This window comes from Parabacteroides acidifaciens (assembly GCF_003363715.1).
In the GTDB taxonomy this organism is placed as follows: Bacteria; Bacteroidota; Bacteroidia; order Bacteroidales; family Tannerellaceae; genus Parabacteroides; species Parabacteroides acidifaciens.
In genome coordinates this window covers 30,689-49,511 of record NZ_QREV01000005.1, presented here as the reverse complement: position 1 = coordinate 49,511, position 18,823 = coordinate 30,689, and the positions used below count along the sequence as shown (strand labels likewise).

General features: G+C 49.0%; 16 protein-coding genes. 11 read left to right on the top strand and 5 right to left on the bottom strand.

What is annotated here, in order from left to right; all coding sequences use genetic code 11:
• Window positions 1-8: 8 nt before the first annotated feature.
• The 5 genes from DWU89_RS03430 (at window position 9) to DWU89_RS03410 (ending at window position 6,237) form a co-directional block, all read left to right on the top strand.
• Window positions 9-1,586 (top strand): MutS-related protein, encoded by a 1,578-nt coding sequence (locus tag DWU89_RS03430; protein ID WP_115498279.1) that lies wholly within the window; start codon window positions 9-11, stop codon window positions 1,584-1,586.
• 125 nt (window positions 1,587-1,711) lie between these two features.
• Window positions 1,712-2,857: a Fic family protein gene (locus DWU89_RS03425; RefSeq protein ID WP_115498278.1), complete on the top strand. Its 1,146-nt coding sequence runs from the start codon at window positions 1,712-1,714 to the stop codon at window positions 2,855-2,857.
• Window positions 2,858-3,016: 159 nt separating this feature from the next.
• Window positions 3,017-3,871, top strand: a complete 855-nt coding sequence (locus DWU89_RS03420) for an exodeoxyribonuclease X C-terminal domain-containing protein (RefSeq protein WP_115498277.1) — start codon at window positions 3,017-3,019, stop codon at window positions 3,869-3,871.
• Between the two features lie 34 nt (window positions 3,872-3,905).
• Entirely contained in the window at window positions 3,906-5,015 is a 1,110-nt protein-coding gene (gene pdxB / locus DWU89_RS03415; RefSeq protein ID WP_115498276.1) for a 4-phosphoerythronate dehydrogenase PdxB, read from the top strand.
• A gap of 22 nt (window positions 5,016-5,037) precedes the next feature.
• A complete protein-coding gene (locus tag DWU89_RS03410) occupies window positions 5,038-6,237 on the top strand; it encodes an MFS transporter (RefSeq protein ID WP_115498275.1) in 1,200 nt (399 codons plus the stop codon).
• 3 nt (window positions 6,238-6,240) lie between these two features.
• On the opposite strand, the gene DWU89_RS03405 is transcribed toward DWU89_RS03410, so the two are convergent.
• The 3 genes from DWU89_RS03405 to DWU89_RS03395 all read right to left on the bottom strand — a co-directional run bounded on the left by DWU89_RS03405 (window position 6,241) and on the right by DWU89_RS03395 (window position 9,240).
• A complete protein-coding gene (locus DWU89_RS03405; RefSeq protein WP_115498274.1) occupies window positions 6,241-6,972 on the bottom strand; it encodes an SDR family NAD(P)-dependent oxidoreductase in 732 nt (243 codons plus the stop codon).
• On the bottom strand, window positions 6,965-8,209 hold the full coding sequence (locus tag DWU89_RS03400) for a glycosyltransferase (protein ID WP_115498273.1): 1,245 nt from the start codon (window positions 8,207-8,209) through the stop codon (window positions 6,965-6,967). Before DWU89_RS03400 ends, DWU89_RS03405 begins: the two co-directional genes overlap by 8 nt.
• A gap of 179 nt (window positions 8,210-8,388) precedes the next feature.
• Window positions 8,389-9,240, bottom strand: coding sequence for a helix-turn-helix domain-containing protein (locus tag DWU89_RS03395; RefSeq protein WP_115498272.1), 852 nt, complete (start codon window positions 9,238-9,240; stop codon window positions 8,389-8,391).
• A gap of 155 nt (window positions 9,241-9,395) precedes the next feature.
• On the opposite strand from DWU89_RS03395, the gene DWU89_RS03390 reads away from it, so the two are divergent.
• Window positions 9,396-10,583, top strand: a complete 1,188-nt coding sequence (locus DWU89_RS03390; RefSeq protein ID WP_115498271.1) for a DUF4925 domain-containing protein — start codon at window positions 9,396-9,398, stop codon at window positions 10,581-10,583.
• A 14-nt stretch (window positions 10,584-10,597) separates the two neighbouring features.
• Window positions 10,598-13,417, top strand: a complete 2,820-nt coding sequence (locus DWU89_RS03385; protein ID WP_115498270.1) for a TonB-dependent receptor — start codon at window positions 10,598-10,600, stop codon at window positions 13,415-13,417.
• A gap of 222 nt (window positions 13,418-13,639) precedes the next feature.
• Here the strand turns inward: DWU89_RS03385 and DWU89_RS03380 are convergent, their stop codons facing one another.
• Window positions 13,640-14,281: an outer membrane beta-barrel protein gene (locus DWU89_RS03380; protein WP_244205841.1), complete on the bottom strand. Its 642-nt coding sequence runs from the start codon at window positions 14,279-14,281 to the stop codon at window positions 13,640-13,642.
• Between the two features lie 827 nt (window positions 14,282-15,108).
• Between DWU89_RS03380 and DWU89_RS03375 the strand changes: the two genes are divergently transcribed.
• A complete protein-coding gene (locus DWU89_RS03375) occupies window positions 15,109-15,666 on the top strand; it encodes an epoxyqueuosine reductase QueH (protein WP_115498269.1) in 558 nt (185 codons plus the stop codon).
• Here DWU89_RS03375 and purN read toward each other — a convergent pair.
• Window positions 15,644-16,207 carry a phosphoribosylglycinamide formyltransferase gene (gene purN / locus DWU89_RS03370; RefSeq protein WP_115498268.1) on the bottom strand — a complete coding sequence of 188 codons (564 nt, stop codon included), beginning with the start codon at window positions 16,205-16,207 and terminating at the stop codon, window positions 15,644-15,646. The genes DWU89_RS03375 and purN overlap by 23 nt on opposite strands.
• A gap of 154 nt (window positions 16,208-16,361) precedes the next feature.
• Here purN and DWU89_RS03365 point away from each other — a divergent pair, with 154 nt between their 5' ends.
• Genes DWU89_RS03365 through rnc form a run of 3 tightly spaced genes read left to right on the top strand, consistent with a single transcriptional unit; the run spans window position 16,362 to window position 18,822 of the window.
• Window positions 16,362-16,598, top strand: a complete 237-nt coding sequence (locus DWU89_RS03365) for an acyl carrier protein (RefSeq protein WP_005639879.1) — start codon at window positions 16,362-16,364, stop codon at window positions 16,596-16,598.
• Window positions 16,599-16,619: 21 nt separating this feature from the next.
• On the top strand, window positions 16,620-17,885 hold the full coding sequence (fabF, locus tag DWU89_RS03360) for a beta-ketoacyl-ACP synthase II (RefSeq protein WP_115498267.1): 1,266 nt from the start codon (window positions 16,620-16,622) through the stop codon (window positions 17,883-17,885).
• 1 nt (window position 17,886) lies between these two features.
• Complete coding sequence (gene rnc / locus DWU89_RS03355) at window positions 17,887-18,822, top strand: ribonuclease III (protein WP_115498266.1); 936 nt, start codon at window positions 17,887-17,889, stop codon at window positions 18,820-18,822.
• Window position 18,823 lies beyond the last annotated feature (1 nt).

The following is an 18,823-nucleotide window of genomic DNA, read 5'->3' as shown; positions in this document are numbered from 1 at the left end:
TGCAACAAATGAAACAAACAGCAAACAACCACCCCGGCAAAATCAAGACAGAGGAGTTCAACCTTACGGATATCGCGGCTTACTTCCTTTATAAGAAGCAGGAGGAAGGGAGTCATGCTTTGTCCGAACAGACCTGTTCGGACCTGGGGACTGAAGAGCTGTTTACGTTTGTGGACAGGACACAATCGGGGGTCGGGCAACAATACCTGTACCATACATTATGCACCGTTCCCCGAACGACAGGGGAGATCGAGCAGAATGAAGACTTCATCGCCCACCTGCAAACCGACGACGGTCTGCGGGAGAGGCTGACGAAAGTGTTGTCCGGCTTGCGGGACACGGAGGCTTATATGATCGTGCGGTTGCTGACAGATGAGCTTCCCACCGTTTCCGGAAAGGCGAAAATTGCCTTTACAGTCCTGAAATTCCTGCCAACGCTGTTCCTGCTTCTCTATCTGTTAACACAAGTTTCTGCGTACGGAATACTGTTCCTAACCGCTATCATTGCAAATGTTGTCATTCATTACACATTTAAAATGAAAAGCATCGATTATATCTATTCCGTTCCCCAGTTGATCAAGCTTATGAGTATCGCCGGCAAGCTGTGCAAATATCCGGAACTAAGCAAACTGACAAAAGATATCCCCAAGGCTTTGGCCACACTCAAACCCATCCGGCGGACTGCCTTATTCCTCCGCATGGAGAACAAGATGCAAAGTGATATAGCAGCGTTTGTCTGGTTTTTCACCGAACTGATCCATATATTCTTCCTGACGGAACCGCTCTCTTTCCTGCAATCCGTCTCCATCCTGAAGAACAAGAACCGGGAAATCGAGACGGTATACCGGTTTGTCGGTCTGGTGGACAGCTTGCTGTCTGTTTATTTCCTGCGGGAAGAGCTACCTTATTATTGCCTGCCGGGAAAAACCGAAGGGAAGCAAAGGTTAGCCAGTGAAGAGATGTATCACCCGTTGATCGAGGACTGCATTGCAAACTCCATTACGATAGAAGGGAAGTCGGTGCTGCTGAACGGTTCGAATATGTCCGGCAAAACCACTTTCATCCGCATAGCCGGGATCAATGTCCTAACGGCCCAGACATTGCACACCGCTTTTGCCCGGGCATTCCGCCTCTCCGCCCCCATAAACATTTATTCCGCCCTGATGCTTGCCGACAATCTTTCGGAAGGAAAAAGCTTCTATATGAAAGAAGTCGATACGATCAAGGACATGATCGACCGGAGCCAGGACGGAAACACCCACCTGTTCCTCTTCGACGAGATATTCAAAGGGACGAACACGACAGAGCGGATCGCCGCAGCCAAATCTGTCTTATCCTACCTGAACACGCCGGACAACATCATCGTCGCCTCCACGCACGACACGGAGTTAGCCACACTGCTTGATTCCGAATACGACCTCTATCATTTCAGCGAAGTGATACACGGCAATTCCTTCTCATTCGATTACAAACTGAAAAGCGGCCCCCTTTACCGCCGCAATGCTATCCGCCTGTTGGAGATAAACGGCTTCCCACCCGCAATCATTCAGGATGCGTACCGGACGATAGAGGGTATGCAAGCCTAACAGCCGTAGACAAGCAAAACATCTATGCTAAAAAAACAAAGACAGGTTCGCTTATTATTAATTTTATTGCTATCTTCGTTCATTGCTCATGTTTATTAATATAAATAACAGAAATAGAGTTTAATATGGACCATAAATATATCATCCCCGAATTGCCTTTAAAATATGACTTAGAGACAAAAGCTATATTGAAACAGTTGAATCTGTCCAATAAAAAATTAGCGGAGTTAAAAGGGGTCGCCTTGACTATTCCGAATGAAGATATACTTATCAATAGCTTAACATTACAGGAAGCCAAAGACAGTTCGGAGGTAGAAAATATCGTCACGACCAATGACGAGTTATACAGGGCCGAACTTGATTTGACAAGCAATCTGATAAACGCTTCTGCCAAAGAGGTTTTAAACTACAGGCAAGCTATACGTTCAGGTTTTACATCGGCCAGAAAAACCAAATTATTAACCTTGAACGATATTAAACGGATTCAGCAAGAATTGGAGTGTAACAATGCGGGGTTCAGATCTGTGCCGGGGACAAAATTGAAAAATCAATTCGGGGATACAGTGTATACTCCGCCACAGGATAAGCAAGAAGTGGAAAAATTGATGGCTAATTTAGAGCAGTACATTAATGACAATTCTTTGCAAGATATCGACCCGCTCATAAAGATGGCCATTATTCATCATCAGTTCGAGAGTATACATCCGTTTTATGACGGTAATGGCCGTACCGGCCGGATAATTTCCATCTTATATTTGGTTATCAATAACTTGTTAGATTTGCCTATTCTTTATTTGAGTAGATATATCACACATAATAAAGGAACCTATTATAAGTTAATACAGGATATCAGAGATGCCGGAGAAAATAATGCCGAAGAATGGGTACAATGGATATTATTTATACTCAAAGGCGTTGAGGAGACAGCCGATGACACTATCCAATTAGTAAAAGGCATAAACACACTAATGTCGCAGTATAAACAAATATTACGTCCTTTGTTCGGCAAACAATATAAACACGAATTATTGAATAATCTGTTTTTCCATCCATACACCAAGATTGAATTTGTAGAAAAAGATATGATGGTGCAAAGAAAGACCGCAACAAAGTATCTTGATATGATCGTTGAAGTGGGCTTGTTAGAGAAAATAAAAATATGGAAAACAAATTATTATATCAATACAGCACTGATGGATTTGTTTGTCAACAGGCGAATTGAACCGGAACAAAAGGCAGAGACAATAGAATCTGTCCATAGTGCACAATAATACAGCAGAATGGGTACATGATCGGTTTCTCATGTACCCGAAAAACTAAAAACAGGTACATGAGAAACCGATCATGTACCCGAAAAGTTAAAAACAGGCACATGATCAGTTTGTCATGTACCCGAAAACCAAAAAAATTGACAACAAGGAGGTAATAATATGGCAAATCCCAGGTTACCCGATATATCCGAGCAGGAACAGATTCTTCTGTACGAGAAGTTGAATACTTACAATCAGGGAAAAGCTTCTTACAAAGAGGCGGGATGCTATCTTGTTGTTCTTCCGACCGAGGGACATCCCAACTACAGCCTTTGGTTTTACACGCCGCTGCTCGACAGGCGTTCCTTTCTGTACATCGAAGACCTGAAACCCGGCATCGTCGCATCGCTCCGGCTCGTGACGTCGGAACTGTGGTATTCCAACCGGTGCATCCTGATCACCAACTATAATGAAAAGAGGATGTCCACGCATGGCGACGACTTGGTTCCGTTCGGCAAATACCGCGGACATTTCCTGTATGAAGTCTCGAAGATCGATCCGGGATATATCAACTGGATCGCCTGCAAGTTCACGGCGCGCATCCCGAAACAGGAACGGTTCGTCAAGATGGCACAAGCCTATAATATGGTACAGCTCGACAAGATGCTGAAAAAGAAACAGCAGACGCGTCCGCCAAGCCAGTATTTAGGAAAGCCGGGCGACAAGCTGACCGGCCTGACCCTGAAAGTGACCAAAGTCAGGTTAGAAGACGATCCGTACAAGACCGGTCTCGACGGCACGATCCCGCTCTTTTACGTCCGCCAGCGCCTGACGACAATCGACCGGGACGGGAATCTGGTCTGTCTCACGCTCCCGTCCAAACATCCGAGCCGTGTGTCCGGACAGTTGCCTTCGCTGGAACATGCCTACGAACCGGGAGAATTTCTCCGTATCGCCTCGGCCCGGATAGCGGCGATTTACGAGAGTTATGGCGTCAGGTACACACGCCTGAATTATGTCAAGTTCAACAAATAATGTCTATCTTTGTCCCCGACAAAAGGACAAAAAGATGAAAATAGTTGCCGACAATACCGTTCCCTATCTGAAAGGGGTCGCAGAGCCTATCGCTGATGTAACATACCTCACATCCAACGAATTTACACCGGACCGGATTCACGATGCAGACGCCCTGATCGTACGCAGCATCGATAAATGTACCCGCGAACTGCTCGAAGGAAGCCGCGTCAGGCTGATCACCAGCGCGACGATAGGCTTCGACCATATCGACACCCGCTATTGCGACGAAGCAGGCATCACCTGGAAGAACTCGCCGGGATGCAACGCCGTCTCAGTCGCCCAGTACGTGCTCGCCGGATTGATTACGACAGCACTTCGCAAAGGGGAAACACTTCAGGGAAAGACAATCGGGATCGTCGGTGTCGGCCATGTTGGGAAAGAGGTGGAGAAAGTGTGCACAGCCTACGGAATGAAAGTGCTCCGCAATGACCCGCCACGCGCAGAGGCGGAAGGGGAAAGCGGCTTCGTACCGTTAGATACCATTGCCGCACAGGCTGATATCATCACGTTCCATACGCCTCTGACCAAAGAGGGCCGCTTTGTCACCCGCCACCTGGCGGACGCTGCATTCTTCGGGAAGCTCCGGCGCAAACCCTGGTTCATCAATGCCTCACGCGGGGCCGTCCACGACACGCAAGCCCTCTTGCAGGCCCGGAAGGAAGGAAAGGTTGGCGAACTGATCATCGACTGTTGGGAAAACGAACCCCGCATCGACCGCGAACTGCTGGTGGCGGCAGCGATAGCCACTCCGCATATTGCCGGTTTCTCGGCCGACGGAAAAGCAAACGGGACGCGTATGTGCCTCGAAAACATCGAAGCCTTCTTCGGCGTGAAAGTGGAAAAGATAGGCGAAGTCGTGCCGCCCGCACCCGCAAACCCAGTAATCGACCTGGATGTATTCACCGGAAACCGGATCGAGCAGGCAATCCTTGCCACTTTCGACCCGCTCGTCGTGGACAAGGCTTTGCGCGAAGAGCCGGACAAGTTCGAATGGTTCCGGGCGAACTACCGCCATCCACGGGAATACCGAGCATACACAATCGCGCATGCGACTCCGGACGAAGCCGCACTGTTTCGGAATTTAGGATTCAGGATTCAATAATAACGCGTAACAAGACGTAACAATGGCACAAGACAAACTCGTTTCACCCAGCTTCTGCTACATTCTGGCAGCCAACTTCCTGCTGTTCTTTGCATTCTATCTGATCCTGCCGATCCTGCCGTTTTACCTGCAAGACCAGTTCAACGCGGATAAGTCGATGATCGGGTTTATCCTCTCGTGCTACACCATTGCCGCACTGTGTATCCGCCCGTTCTCCGGCTATCTGTTGGACACGTTTGCCCGGCGGCCGCTGTATCTGATCGCCTACGCCGTCTTCATGGTTATTTTTGCCGGTTATATGATTGCCAGCCTGCTGAGCCTGTTTATCGTATTCCGCATCCTGCACGGCTTCGCCTTCGGGATGGTGACGGTGTCGGGTAATACGATCGTGATCGACATCCTGCCCTCCTCGCGCCGCGGCGAAGGGATCGGTTATTACGGGCTGGCAAACAACATCGCCATGAGTTTCGGGCCGATGACCGGGCTTTTCATGCACACCAGTTTCTCGTACGAAACGATTTTTGCCTGCTCGCTCGTCTCCTGTTTCCTCGGGTTCATCATGGCCTATTTAGTTAAAACGCCCCTGAAACAAACGATCAAGAAGGAGCCGATCTCCTTAGACCGCTTCTTCTTAGTGAAAGGGACCTGGGCGGGAATCTCCCTGCTATTGCTTTCCATTCCATACGGCATGACGACCACATATGTCGCTATGTATGCCGATGAAATCGGGATTTCCGTCAATTCGGGACTCTATTTTACCTTTATGGCGATCGGCTTGGCCGTCTCCCGGCTATTCTCCGGACGGCAGGTGGACAAAGGAAGGATCACGTTAGTCATTTCATTAGGGATGTATCTGGCGGCGGCGAGCTTCTTCGGACTGGCGGCGTTGGAAAGGCTGATGCGGTGGAATCCGGGCTTCACCTCTTATCTGTATATCGGGATCGCGCTCTCACAAGGGGTTGCTTTCGGGACTATGTTCCCGGCTTTCAACACGCTGTTTGTGAACCTGGCGCCCAACAGCCAGCGCGGGACGGCGACCTCGACTTACCTGACCAGCTGGGATGTCGGCATCGGTATCGGTCTGATGGCAGGCGGAAGCATTGCGCAGGCCTTCGGGGGGTTCAACCATGCTTACCTGTTCGGAGCATGCCTGACAATCCTGTCCACGCTATTCTTCCTGTTCAAGGCGGGTCCGCATTTCAACCGGAATAAACTAAGATAAGTTCTATTGTAATCTCTTTCCCATCCGGCAATAGACGCCGACAGGAATCAGGCGCATCATGTAGGCCGCCCATTTCCAACGCCCGGAGATATAGGCGATTTTCTTCTTTTTACAGATTGCTTTATAGATATCGGCGGCAGCCTCATCGGGAGTCGACAGCCAGAAATGAATCGGATAGGTTTGTCCGAGTGCCGTATCGACAAAACCCGGACGGATATCGGTGACGGTGATCGGCAACCCGTTCACCTTCTGCCGCAGCCCTTCCGCATAATTGGAGATAAAGGCTTTGGAGGCATTATAAGCAGGAGCGATCTTACTTCCCCGGATACTGGCGACGGAAGACATCAGGACCAGATGGCCTGCTTTCCTGTTAATAAAATAGTGGGTTCCATACACGGCAAGATTAGTCATTCCCAGGACATTCGTTTCGATTGTCCTCCGCTCGATGGCGAAATCAAGTTCCCGGTCCAGATCGCCGATGCCTGAATTGATCATCAACAAGTCCAAGTCGCCCAAGCGGGCTATCAGTTCCTTTAGCTGTCCGACAGACTGCTCCAACTGCATCACATCCATCTGCATGGCGACGAAACTGTCGGGTGCAGCCTGTTCCATCTCTTGCAGCAGTTCGATTCTGCGGCCCGTGATCCCGACCCGGTAGCCGTGGGCAGCTAAGCATTCGGCCACGCTGCGTCCGATGCCGGATGTCGCCCCGATTACGATTGCATTCTTACTCATGACCAAAACGTTCTATATAGTCGCACATATTCTCTATGCCCCGCTCGCTCCGGATCTGTTCGCCTAAAGCGGCGGCGTTCTTCTTATAGTCCGGGTTGGAGACCAAATCGCATATCTTGCGGTCCAGCTCCTTTTCCGACACTTTGGCAATCTTGACCCGTTCCGGGCCGAGGCCGAGCTGAAGGGTGCGATAAGCCCAGTAATGCTGGTCGACAATCAGCGGAGTTACCAATTGCGGACGGCCTGCACGCGCAACACTGTGTGTCGTCCCGCAGCCGCCATGATGGATCACGCCGTCGCAATGCGGGAAAATCAGATAGTGAGGCACAGGATGCTGCATCAGGTAAAGATGCTCGTCCGTCTGCATCGAAGCCCCGGTCTTCGCCCAGCCCGAACCGACGATAAGCCGGAAATCATGCCGTTTGCAAACCTTCAGCAACATCTCGCAGAAACGGTTCCGGTCTTTCGCACTGCAACTGCCCAAGGTGAAAAACAGGACGGGCGTATCTTTCGCTTTCACAAAAGACATCATTTCCTGATAGGCCGCCTCGTCATATTCAAACGTATCGTTGAAGCAGTATCCGCCGACCTTCCAACGGAACCGTTTGCTCCATTCCGGATCCGACTGGCCGAGGTACTGGCTGTATATCATATAATTGTCCGCTGCCAACGCCGCGTTATGGCCGAAGTTCCGGATCGGAGGAAGCCCGTATTTTTCGCGGTTCAGGTTAACCGTATCGCGCGCGGTAAAGTTCGACATCCGGTTCATCAGGAACCACAACAGGCGCGGCTGGAAAATCGGATGCGGCTTAGGAAAAGGAAAGACGGCGGGCGGAATCTTATTGCCCGGCAGGAACGGCCCGTATGCCGTACGGATAAGCGGTTTATGGCAGTATTCGGCCACACTGGTCGCCGAAAATTCGGAGTTCGTCGCCACCATTATATCGTGTTCCTGCAACAGAGGGATCAGCTGCTCGAACTGGGCGCCGATCGTATCGCGAGTCCACTTCAAGACGGTCTTCACACTCTGCGACTGCTGTTCGACACCGGCCATCATTCCGGTTATGTCGTCAAACGGATGCAAGACATAATTCAGACCATATCCCTTGATTATATTCTCAAAAAGGCGGGGCAGGTTAACTGTCACTTCATGACCCCGGTTCGCCAATTCACGGGCAACACCTAAATAGGGAAGCACATCACCTTGCGACCCCCTTGTAACCAGTAGTATTTTCATCGCGCTGTTCTTTTTTAGCTCCTGCCTTCCGTTTAAACAGCCAACGGACTAAAAAGGCAAGGAAGCCTAATAACATACTCATTAACATAATGGACAAAGAACGTATTTATCTCATTACCAATCAACATCCATCTTTACGATTCGTCATTCAGATTTTAATATTTGCCGATACCGCCCTTTTAGCTGTTCCGGTATTCTAACGGAGACATGCCGACATAGCGGCGGAAATATTTATCGAAGAACGCTACATTGCTGTAGCCCAGTCCGATCGATATTTCCTTGATCGGCTGGTTGGTGGATTTCAGCTGGGCTTTGGCATCCAGGATCACGACACTGGCGATGATGTCCAAAGCCGTCATCCCGGTTGTTTTCTTGATCACGGAACAGAAATGAGGCAGTGTGATCCGCAGCTTACTGGCGTAAAAAGAGGCGCTGCGTTCCTTCGTATAATATTGCCAAACAAGCTGCACGAATTCACGGGCAATCTCCTTGTCGCGGCTCAATACCGGTTCGCGCCAGGTACTGATCTTCTTATACATATTAATGATTCCCTGGAAGATAAGATCGAGGATCGGCTTCAGGCTATCGGCAAACAAGATCGAATCCGGATCATTATCGGCACGCACTAACAGGGCGAAAAAGTCTTTATAGATAGCCGCCGCATTCTCAGACAACGGCACCGCCGGATTCTCGATAATCGTCACGATCAGATTGGAGATCGTCCGGATAAAATTGATCCCCTCCAGAAAGCGGGAGGAAAAGGCGACGAAACAGACCCGGGCATCGTCCGACACCTCGTGGATCTGGATAAAAGTATTCGGAAGCAATGTGACAAAATCATTGGCACGGACTGTATATTCGCTCAGGTTAATCGTCAGCCGGATCGTCCCCTGCGTACAAAAAGCAAACACCCCAGCCTTTATCTTACAAGGGAAAAGCCCGTACATATTCAGGATTTCACCCGTGATACCATCACCCACAATATAATCCTTCGGAATGTCAAATTTAGGCAAGTCAACGTCTATCTTCATATCACATCTTTTTGTCGTACCAAAAGTAACAAAATATACTTACCTCACCCAACATTCTTAAAAATAGAATATACATTCCCAAATATGGAGATTGTTTGGTTCGAACATAAGCCTGTTCTTTGTACCATCCTATAATTCGATAAAAAGAATACTCTATGAACAGAAAATTATCACTACGTTTTATTTGTGCCATAGCGATGGCTATCCTGTTGATATCCTGCGATGATGACGACAACGACAAAAGCCTCTCCCCGGCAGGCCTGAGCGGGATTTATTCCAATAAACTAAGTGCTCCGGCAAACGGCGACTCATTAGTTTTAAGCTACAACGAGAATATTTTCATCGGGAAAGACGTCGAATTCAAGACGGGAGACGGAAAAACAGCGGATCTCATTCTTAAATATGTACTACCGCACGACGGAGAGACGAAACTCGAAAACGTACCTCTTTCACCCGCCGCAGACGGCTATACATTCAGCGGAAGCACAACCGCCGCAACCGGCACCGCCTTTCATTATCAGGGAAGCGTACAGAAAAGAAAGATGACACTCGAACTGTCGGACATCACCATTCCCGCCAACCAGCTGACGGCAAACGGGACCTGGTATATCGCCCACAACAATGCCTCCTATTATAATGTGGACAACGGCGGCATGCAAACGATGCTCGGAATGCTCTACAATATGATCGGCGGCCAACTCGTCGGCAACCTGATCAGTTCCGTCCTCGACGATATCACCTTCCGCCCGGACGGCAACATCATCGCTAACTACGCGCCCCTGCCCGATTCCGTCGCGATAGGAGACCTGATCGGCACGTATGTCAAGCATCCCGCAAGCGACTGGACCGCCTCGCCCGCTAACTTGGCGACCTGTTACGCGGAAAACAATTCCCTTTATGTCACTTTGCAAATCGACATGATCATCCGCCAGGTGATGATGAACAAACAGACGAAAGCCGACTCCGACCAGAGCGCAATGGAAAACGCCATCATGGCGGCTTACCAAAAGATCATCGGCTGGTCGACAACCGGTATCAAAATGGAGATTCGTCCGAGCGCCAACCCGGCACAAGGCGATATCATCCTGTTACTCAACAAAACGGAACTGCAGGAGCTGCTCACCCTGCTGCCCATTGTCAAAATGCTTATCCCTGCCGAGACGTTAGATGCGCCTGTCATGGATCTGATCGGCGACATGATACCGCCCCAGTTTGCCGGTCTCGCCGGCCTGCTCCTACAAGGCAAAACCGTCGGCGCGATACTGGACCAGCTGATCCAGGAACTGAACACAATTCCTATCGAAATCGGTATTTACTTATATAAGGACAAACCTAATTATTAAAAAAGCAATTCATCATGAGAAAGCTATATAGCCTGATTTTTTCATTGCTGCTCTTCACCGGAGCGGCCTTCGGACAGACATTGAAAGGACATGTCTATGACGCCGACAACAACGAACCGCTGGCCGGCGTCAACATCACATACAAGAAGATTAACGGAGACACGAACGGCACGATCTCGGACCCCGACGGCGCCTATGAGATCGCGCTTCCGGAAGGAGGCGTGGACCTGCTGTTCAGTTATATCGGATACGAAAACGAACTGGTGCCGTTAGTACTCAACCGCGGCGACGTGAAAGTAAAGGACATCCGCATGCACATCCAGTCGAACCTGTTAGGCGACGTGGTGGTCAGCGCCGGACGTTTCGAACAGAAACTGAGCGACGTCACCGTCTCGATGGACCTCCTGAAAGCAGGCGACATCGCCCGGCAGGCGCCGACCGACCTGAGCTCGACACTCAACACGATGCCGGGCGTGGACATCAACGACCGGCAGCCCTCCATCCGCGGCGGTAACGGCTGGACCTACGGCGTCGGCTCGCGAAGCCTCGTCCTGATAGACGGAATGAACGCCCTGATGCCGGGAAGCGGCGTGATCAACTGGAACATCGTCCCGCTGGAAAACATCGAGCAGGTGGAAGTGATGAAAGGCGCTTCCTCCGTCTTGTACGGTTCGTCGGCGCTGAACGGCGTGATCAACATCCGGACCAAACGGCCCAATCTGACACCGACTACCAGCCTCCGCGCCTACGTCGGCGTGTATGGCGACCCGGCGAATGAAGACTATCAGTGGAGCGACAAGGCTTTCTGGCGGGACGGGAAATACGACGTCGAGCCGTTCCTGCGCAAAAGCGTACTTTCCGGCATCCGCAACCCGCTGTATGAAGGCTTCGACGTGTCGCACGCACGACGCATCGGCGATTTCGACGTCTCGGCAGGCTTGAACCTGTTTACCGACGAAGGATTCCGCGAACAGGGCTATAACAAACGCTTCCGTGTAGGCGGCAACCTGACGTACCACCAGCCGATGCCGGACGGCAAACTGCTGAACTACGGTTTCAACACCAACTATATGGCCGACAACTATGCCGACTTCTTCCTCTGGCGTTCGCCGAAAGAGGCTTACCAGCCCTCCGCCATCGCCAATATGGGACGCGAAGCGAACACCTTCTATCTCGACCCGTTCTTCAACTTTACGAATCCGAACAACAACACGTCTCACAAGATCAAAGCCCGCTTCTATTACCGGGGCGACAATATCGGACAGGGAACCAGCAACCAGAAGTCCATCCTCGACATCCTCGGCAATATGGGCACCGATGTCAACTCGATCACCGGCCTGGTGCAGAACATCCAGAACGGCGACTACAGCACCTTCTTCCCGGTCATCCAGCCGATCCTGCAAGGAGACTTAGGCGGGATCGTCAACGGGGCGACCAATATCCTGAACGGCATTTTCCCGACCGCGACGACCGGCGACTATTGCGATCTGTTAGCGTGGGTGATGAAAAACGGCCTTCCCACGGACCAGTCGGATCTGATCCCCTGGCTCTCGGGCGCTCTCGGAAACAAAACAGACAAACAGACCGATATCGATAAGAACTACACCTATTATGTCGACTACCAGTTCAACAAGAAATGGGACAGCGGCATACAGCTGACGGCAGGCGCCACCTACGAGCACATGAAAAGCGTCTCCAACATGACCGGCACGCACGACAGCGACAACGCCGCCCTGTTCGTCCAGTACGACCAACGCTTCTTCGACCGCCTGGGCGTTTCGGCCGGTATGCGTGCGGAATATTACCGTGTGGACGACTACCTGCGCGAAGCCGACACGAAACTCTTCGGCACCCACATCCCGGTCAAGCCGATCTTCCGCGCCGGGCTGAACTACCAGCTTGCCGACTACAGCTTTATCCGCGCCAGCTTCGGACAAGGCTACCGCTATCCCTCTCTGACAGAGAAATACGCCCGCAAAGACATCGGCGGTGTCGGCGTCTACCCGAACAACCAGGTAAAAGCGGAAAAAGGGGTTAACGCCGAGTTAGGATTCAAGCAGGGTTATAAGTTCGGCAACCTGATGGGTTTCTTCGACGTGGCGGGCTTCTACACCCAGTACACCGACATGATCGAGTTCCGTTTCGGTATCTTCAACAACTCGACCTTCGAATATGTCAACGGCACGCGTGACTTCCTCAACATGGTCTCCCAAGGCCAGATGCCGGGATTCGGCGCCCAGTTCTACAACGTCTCGAAAGCCCGTATCTACGGAGCGGAGATCAGCACGAACGGCGTCTACACGTTCAACCCGAACACCACGCTGACCTACAATTTAGGATATGTCTTTATCGAACCGGAAGACGTCGACTACAAGCGCAAGAACGCAGAAGAAGCGCTCCTCGACGACCCGATGCGCATGAAAGAGAAATCCAACACGTCCAAATACCTGAAGTACCGCCAGAAACACACCGTAAAAGCCGTCCTCGACTTCCAGTGGAAGCGCCTGAGCTTAGGCACCAACATCGCCTGGAAGAGCAAGACGCTGGCCGTCGACTACCTGATGGTGGACGAACGCGAAAAATCGCAGCCGGAACTGATGGATTACATACGCTACGTCTTGTATGGCAACTCGGGCGGAGAAACGCTCACCTCCTATTGGATGGATCACAACACGCCTTACTGCGTGGTTGACCTCCGTGCCGGCGTGAAGATCACAAAAGAGACCTCCGTCCAGTTCATGGTCAACAACCTGTTCAACAAAGAATACACCACCCGCCCGATGCTGGTCTCACCTCCCCGGACGTTCGTGATGCAGTTGAATGTGAACTTCTAAACCAAATGGGAATGTGTCAAAACTGCCCTGTTCCCGCGCTTGACGCGGGATCGCATTAAAACCGACCGTATAAACAACTGATTGACAAGGCCTGTTCTATTGCGACCCCGCGTCAAGCGCGGGGACAAAGGACTTTTGATACACCCCATTGTTTTTAAAACAGTGATTATCAGGATTAAATATATAGTTTTGTTTCAAAACCAAAGCAAGTTGTATCAATGATCATTTGAAAATCGGAACAAAGATCGACACCTGCAAGTCTCTTGTCTCTGTATTGCCAACTACAGGATTCCAGTAAAGCCGTTTGAATCCGTTCTTATAAGACAGATCGACTTGAAACCAGTTGAAATCATAGCCTACTTTTACAACAAGAGGAATATCAAATTTATCATCTGTCATATTATTTTCGCTTGTCGTATTGAAATAGATCGTCGGTTCTACCCCGATTCCGGCTTTTAGCCCTTTCCATAGCTTATAACCTACGACAGCATTTAGCGATAATCCGTTAAATAATTTTGTTTTATCGTAAATAGCTCCACCAGGTTGCTGTTTGCCGTAATCTATATTAGGGTCCATTCCTTGTTCCTGGTAAGCGATATTCACTCTTCTCGCTTGATACAACAAGGCTGCATCAAGCAAAAAATGATTTTTAAATTCATATTGGAACTGATATCCAGCATTAAAACTGAAACGGTGATCCCAATTCAAATCTCTTTCTCCGGATAATAAAGGTGAATTAATTTTCGACTTGTGCATCCAGCTATCACCTCCACCAACTACAATACCCGATTTAAGCTGTGCATTGGATACTAAAGGAAGCAACAGCAGGCACGTAAATACAAATAGATAAATTGTTCTTCTCATGGCGATATTGTTTAGAATCGTAAAGCTATGAATTTACAGGCTCACATCCAAACGAATAGCTATAAATTTGTCATTATCAGCGTCATTTTCTTTTGACCTTTAAACACTGTCCGTCCCTTCTTCCGCACAAACCATTCGCCTCCGTTTTCATGCCTGTGTATTTCCACCGAGGGGGGGGGCTTATTGTATAAAACGCATTTTTTAGACTCAAAATATATCCGAAACCAAACAAATGTTAATCTGCTTTTTCGGCCTCAAAAAGGGACTTTTCCGCTTTTTTTGAGCGTTTCCATCAATTACGACCGTCTTCTTTGCCATTACGACCGTGCTAATGTGTAGTGCACTCGGCACCTCGCAAAGATTAGCACGGTCGTAATGGCGATTTGGACGGTCGTAATTGAAAAGAGGACCGTTTTCATGGCAAAAAAGCCCCTAAATTTCCTTGAGATATTTGGAACGCCGTCCGTTTTGTTTTCAAATATTCGATTCTCCGGGAGTTAAGGTTTATCACATTGTCACTGTTTCTGCTTTCCGGCAATCAAATTGTATGCCTTCCGAGACGGACTGCGCACCTCGTTTTATCTGTTGTCAGTTGAACAGGCTAAAACAGTGAAAAAAGTCAGTTCAAAATCGATCAAGATTTCAGATGAAATAGAAAAACGCCAGAAAAAGGGGTTATTGTATAATTCCTGTTTGCAGAAGGTTCAAAATTTGAATCGGTAAATGATGATTTACGGTTCAGGATACATCAGGCGATTTTGCGACCCAACTCCCAAAATCCGATAAAATTGCTTATATTCGTACCCCGTAACAAACCCAGTCCCGATATGCATTTATTACTTCATACCTGCTGTGCGCCCTGTTCGGCGGCCATTATAGAGTGGTTGTTGGAAAACGGGATACGTCCGGTGTTGTTCTATTTCAATCCGAACATTTACCCGCTGGAAGAATATAATATCCGGAAATCCGAATGTACCCGCTACGCCCGATCCTTAGGGCTGGAAATCATCGACGGAGATTACGATCACGAGAGCTGGTTGCAGGAAATCCGCGGCCTGGAGAATGAGCCGGAACGGGGAGGACGCTGCCGGCAGTGCTTCAGGATGCGGCTACGGGCGACGGCACGCATGGCGCACGAAAGAGGTTTCGACACCTTTGCCACCACCTTAGCCTCTTCGCGCTGGAAAAGCCTCGAACAGATCGCAGAGGCCGGCCATGCAGCAGCGGCCGAATTTACCGATGTCGAATTTTGGGAAAAGAACTGGCGCAAAGGCGGGCTAAGCGAACGCCGACGCATCCTCTTAGCCGAAAACGGCTTCTACAACCAGCAATATTGCGGATGCGAATTTTCCATGCGCCCCTCTATCTCAACAGATCTTCTATGACGTGCGGATAATGGGCATATTCGAGGGCATGCACCTTCGTTGCGACCTCTTCCGGGGTGTCGGAAGGAAGGACGGGGCATTTTGCCTGGAAGATGGTCGTCCCTTCGTCGTAATGCTCGTCTATATAATGTATAGTGATGCCTGTTTCCTTTTCGCCGGCGGCGACTACCGCCTCGTGCACATGCATCCCGTACATCCCTTTTCCGCCGTATTTGGGCAGGAGGGCCGGATGGATGTTGATAATCTTGCCCGGATAGGCATTCAACAGGGTGTCGGAGATTTTATTCATAAAGCCGGCAAGAACAATCAGGTCCGTATCGTACTCCGCCAGTTTAGCCAAAACAGCGCTTCCCTCGGCAAACTCGTCGCGCGAAAAGACAAAAGAGGGAATTCCCAATTTGTTTACGCGTCCATGGACGCCGACATTCCGGTTGTTAGACAAAACAACCGCCACTTTAATAGTTTCACTTTTAGAGAAATATCGGGCTATATTTTCCGCGTTTGTACCCGAACCGGAAGCAAAAATGGCTATGTTCTTCATGTTTTTACCTGTTTTAGTGCACAAGAAAAGAAAAAATGTGCAGTTTTCCGCATTTTTAGCTCATTAAATTTGTTTTGTAACATAAAAAATTCTTTTCTTTGCACTGCAAATTTAAAAAGTATATTCGTATTTATTAATCTAAATTGAAAAAGTTATGTCTGAAGTTGCTGAAAGAGTAAAAGCTATCATCGTTGACAAATTAAGTGTTGAAGAAACAGAAGTTACAAACGAAGCAAGCTTTACTAACGATTTAGGAGCAGACTCTCTTGACACTGTAGAACTGATTATGGAATTCGAAAAAGAATTCGGTATTTCTATTCCCGATGATCAAGCAGAAAAGATTACAACTGTAGGCGACGCCATTGCTTACATCGAAGCTAATGCGAAGTAATCAATCCTTTTAATTAAAGGTATGGAATTAAAAAGAGTTGTGGTAACAGGTCTTGGAGCTATTACTCCACTTGGTAATACCCTCCCGGAAACATGGGAAGGTATTATCAACGGGAAGAGTGGAGCCGGGCCTATTACTCAGTTTGATGCATCCAAATTCAAGACACAATTTGCATGCGAAGTAAAAGGCTTCGATCCGTTGACAGTGATGGATCGTAAGGAAGCCCGCAAGTGCGACCGCTACAGCTTGTTTGCAATACAGGCAGCAAAGCAGGCGATCGAAGACGCAGCAATGGACTTGGACAAGGAAGACAAGAACCGTATCGGCGTTATTTTCGCCTCTGGTATCGGTGGTATCAAGACATTCGACGAAGAAGTATTAGGATATGCGAAGACCAAAGACACGATCGGTCCGAAGTTCAATCCGTTCTTCATTCCGAAGATGATTTCGGATATCGCAGCCGGACATATCTCCATGCTTTATGGATTTCATGGCCCGAACTTTGCGACAGTCTCGGCTTGTGCCTCTTCTACCAACGCGATTGGTGACGCATTCAACTATATCCGTTTAGGAAAAGCGAACGTGATTATAACCGGTGGTGCGGAAGCTGCTATTTCGGAATCAGGTGTCGGCGGATTCAATTCAATGAATGCACTGTCTACACGCAACGATTCGCCTGAAACAGCCTCTCGTCCGTTCAGCGCAAGCCGCGACGGATTCGTAATGGGAGAAGGCGGTGCTTGTCTGGTTTTGGAAGAAATGGAACATGCTTTGGCTCGTGGTGCCAAAATATATTGCGAGATTGCCGGAACAGGAATGTCTGCCGATGCTTACCATCTGACCGCTTCCCATCCTGAAGGATTAGGAGCTAAGTTGGTTATGCGTAACGCATTGGAAGATGCAGAAATGGCTCCGGAAAACATCGATTATATCAATGTTCACGGGACATCGACTCCGGTAGGAGATATCTCAGAAGTAAAAGCGATCAAAGAAATTTTCGGAGATCATGCTTACAATCTGAATATCAGCTCAACGAAGTCAATGACCGGTCATCTCTTAGGTGCAACCGGAGCATTGGAAGCAATCCTTTGTATTATGGCTATAAAAGACGGTATCGTTCCTCCTACGATTAACCATGCAGATGGCGATGATGATCCGGAAATAGATTATAAACTGAATTTCACATTCAATAAAGCTCAAAAAAGAGAAGTACGGGCTGCACTGTCAAATACCTTCGGGTTCGGCGGTCACAATGCCTGCGCGATTGTTAAAAAATTTGTGAAGTAACGTGTTTACAAAGCTATACAAAAGAATAAGGCTCCTCAAGAATATCGGTAAGGAGCCTTATTCTTCTTTATACAAAATACTTGGGTTTTGCCCTGAAAACATCCACTTGTATGAACAGGCCTTCCTCCACAAGTCATCTTCGGTTGAGAGCGGTGACGGCAGATGGCTGAATAACGAACGGTTGGAGTTTTTGGGTGATGCCGTATTGGATGCAATCGTAGCTGATATCGTTTATAAACATTTCCAAAACAAACGGGAAGGATTCCTGACCAATACCCGCTCCAAAATCGTACAACGCGAGACACTGAACCGCATTGCCGTCGAATTGGGACTCGACAAAATGGTTGTTTACTCAGCCAAACTAAGCTCCCACAACAATCACATGTATGGAAACGCGCTTGAAGCATTGATCGGAGCCATCTATCTGGATCAGGGTTACAAGGTGTGCTATCATTTCATCCAGGATGTGATGATCAAGAAATATATCGACATCGATACAATCGCCCGCAAAGAGGTGAACTTCAAATCGAGCCTGATCGAATGGAGCCAGAAGAACAAATTGGAAATATCGTTCGACCTAATCGAATCGTTTACCGACAACGACGGGAATCCGGTATTTCAGACGGGTGTAACCCTTTCCGACACACAGATCGGCGTAGGCATCGGATACTCGAAAAAAGAATCCCAGCAATCGGCCGCCAAGATGGCGATCAAGAAACTGCGTACGGATAAGACTTTCCAGCAATTCATCTCGGAACTGAAGAAAAAGAAGACCGGCGAGAACACGGCCGAGCACGAATTTGAGGAACTCCCCGAAGAGGCAATGGAAAACAACGGACAGGAAGAAATATCCGCAGAGACAGCAAGTGCAAAGACAGCAAGTGCAGAAGAAACAAAAGCGGAAACCGCCCAAGAAGCCGTCCCCGCCGAAAACTAAT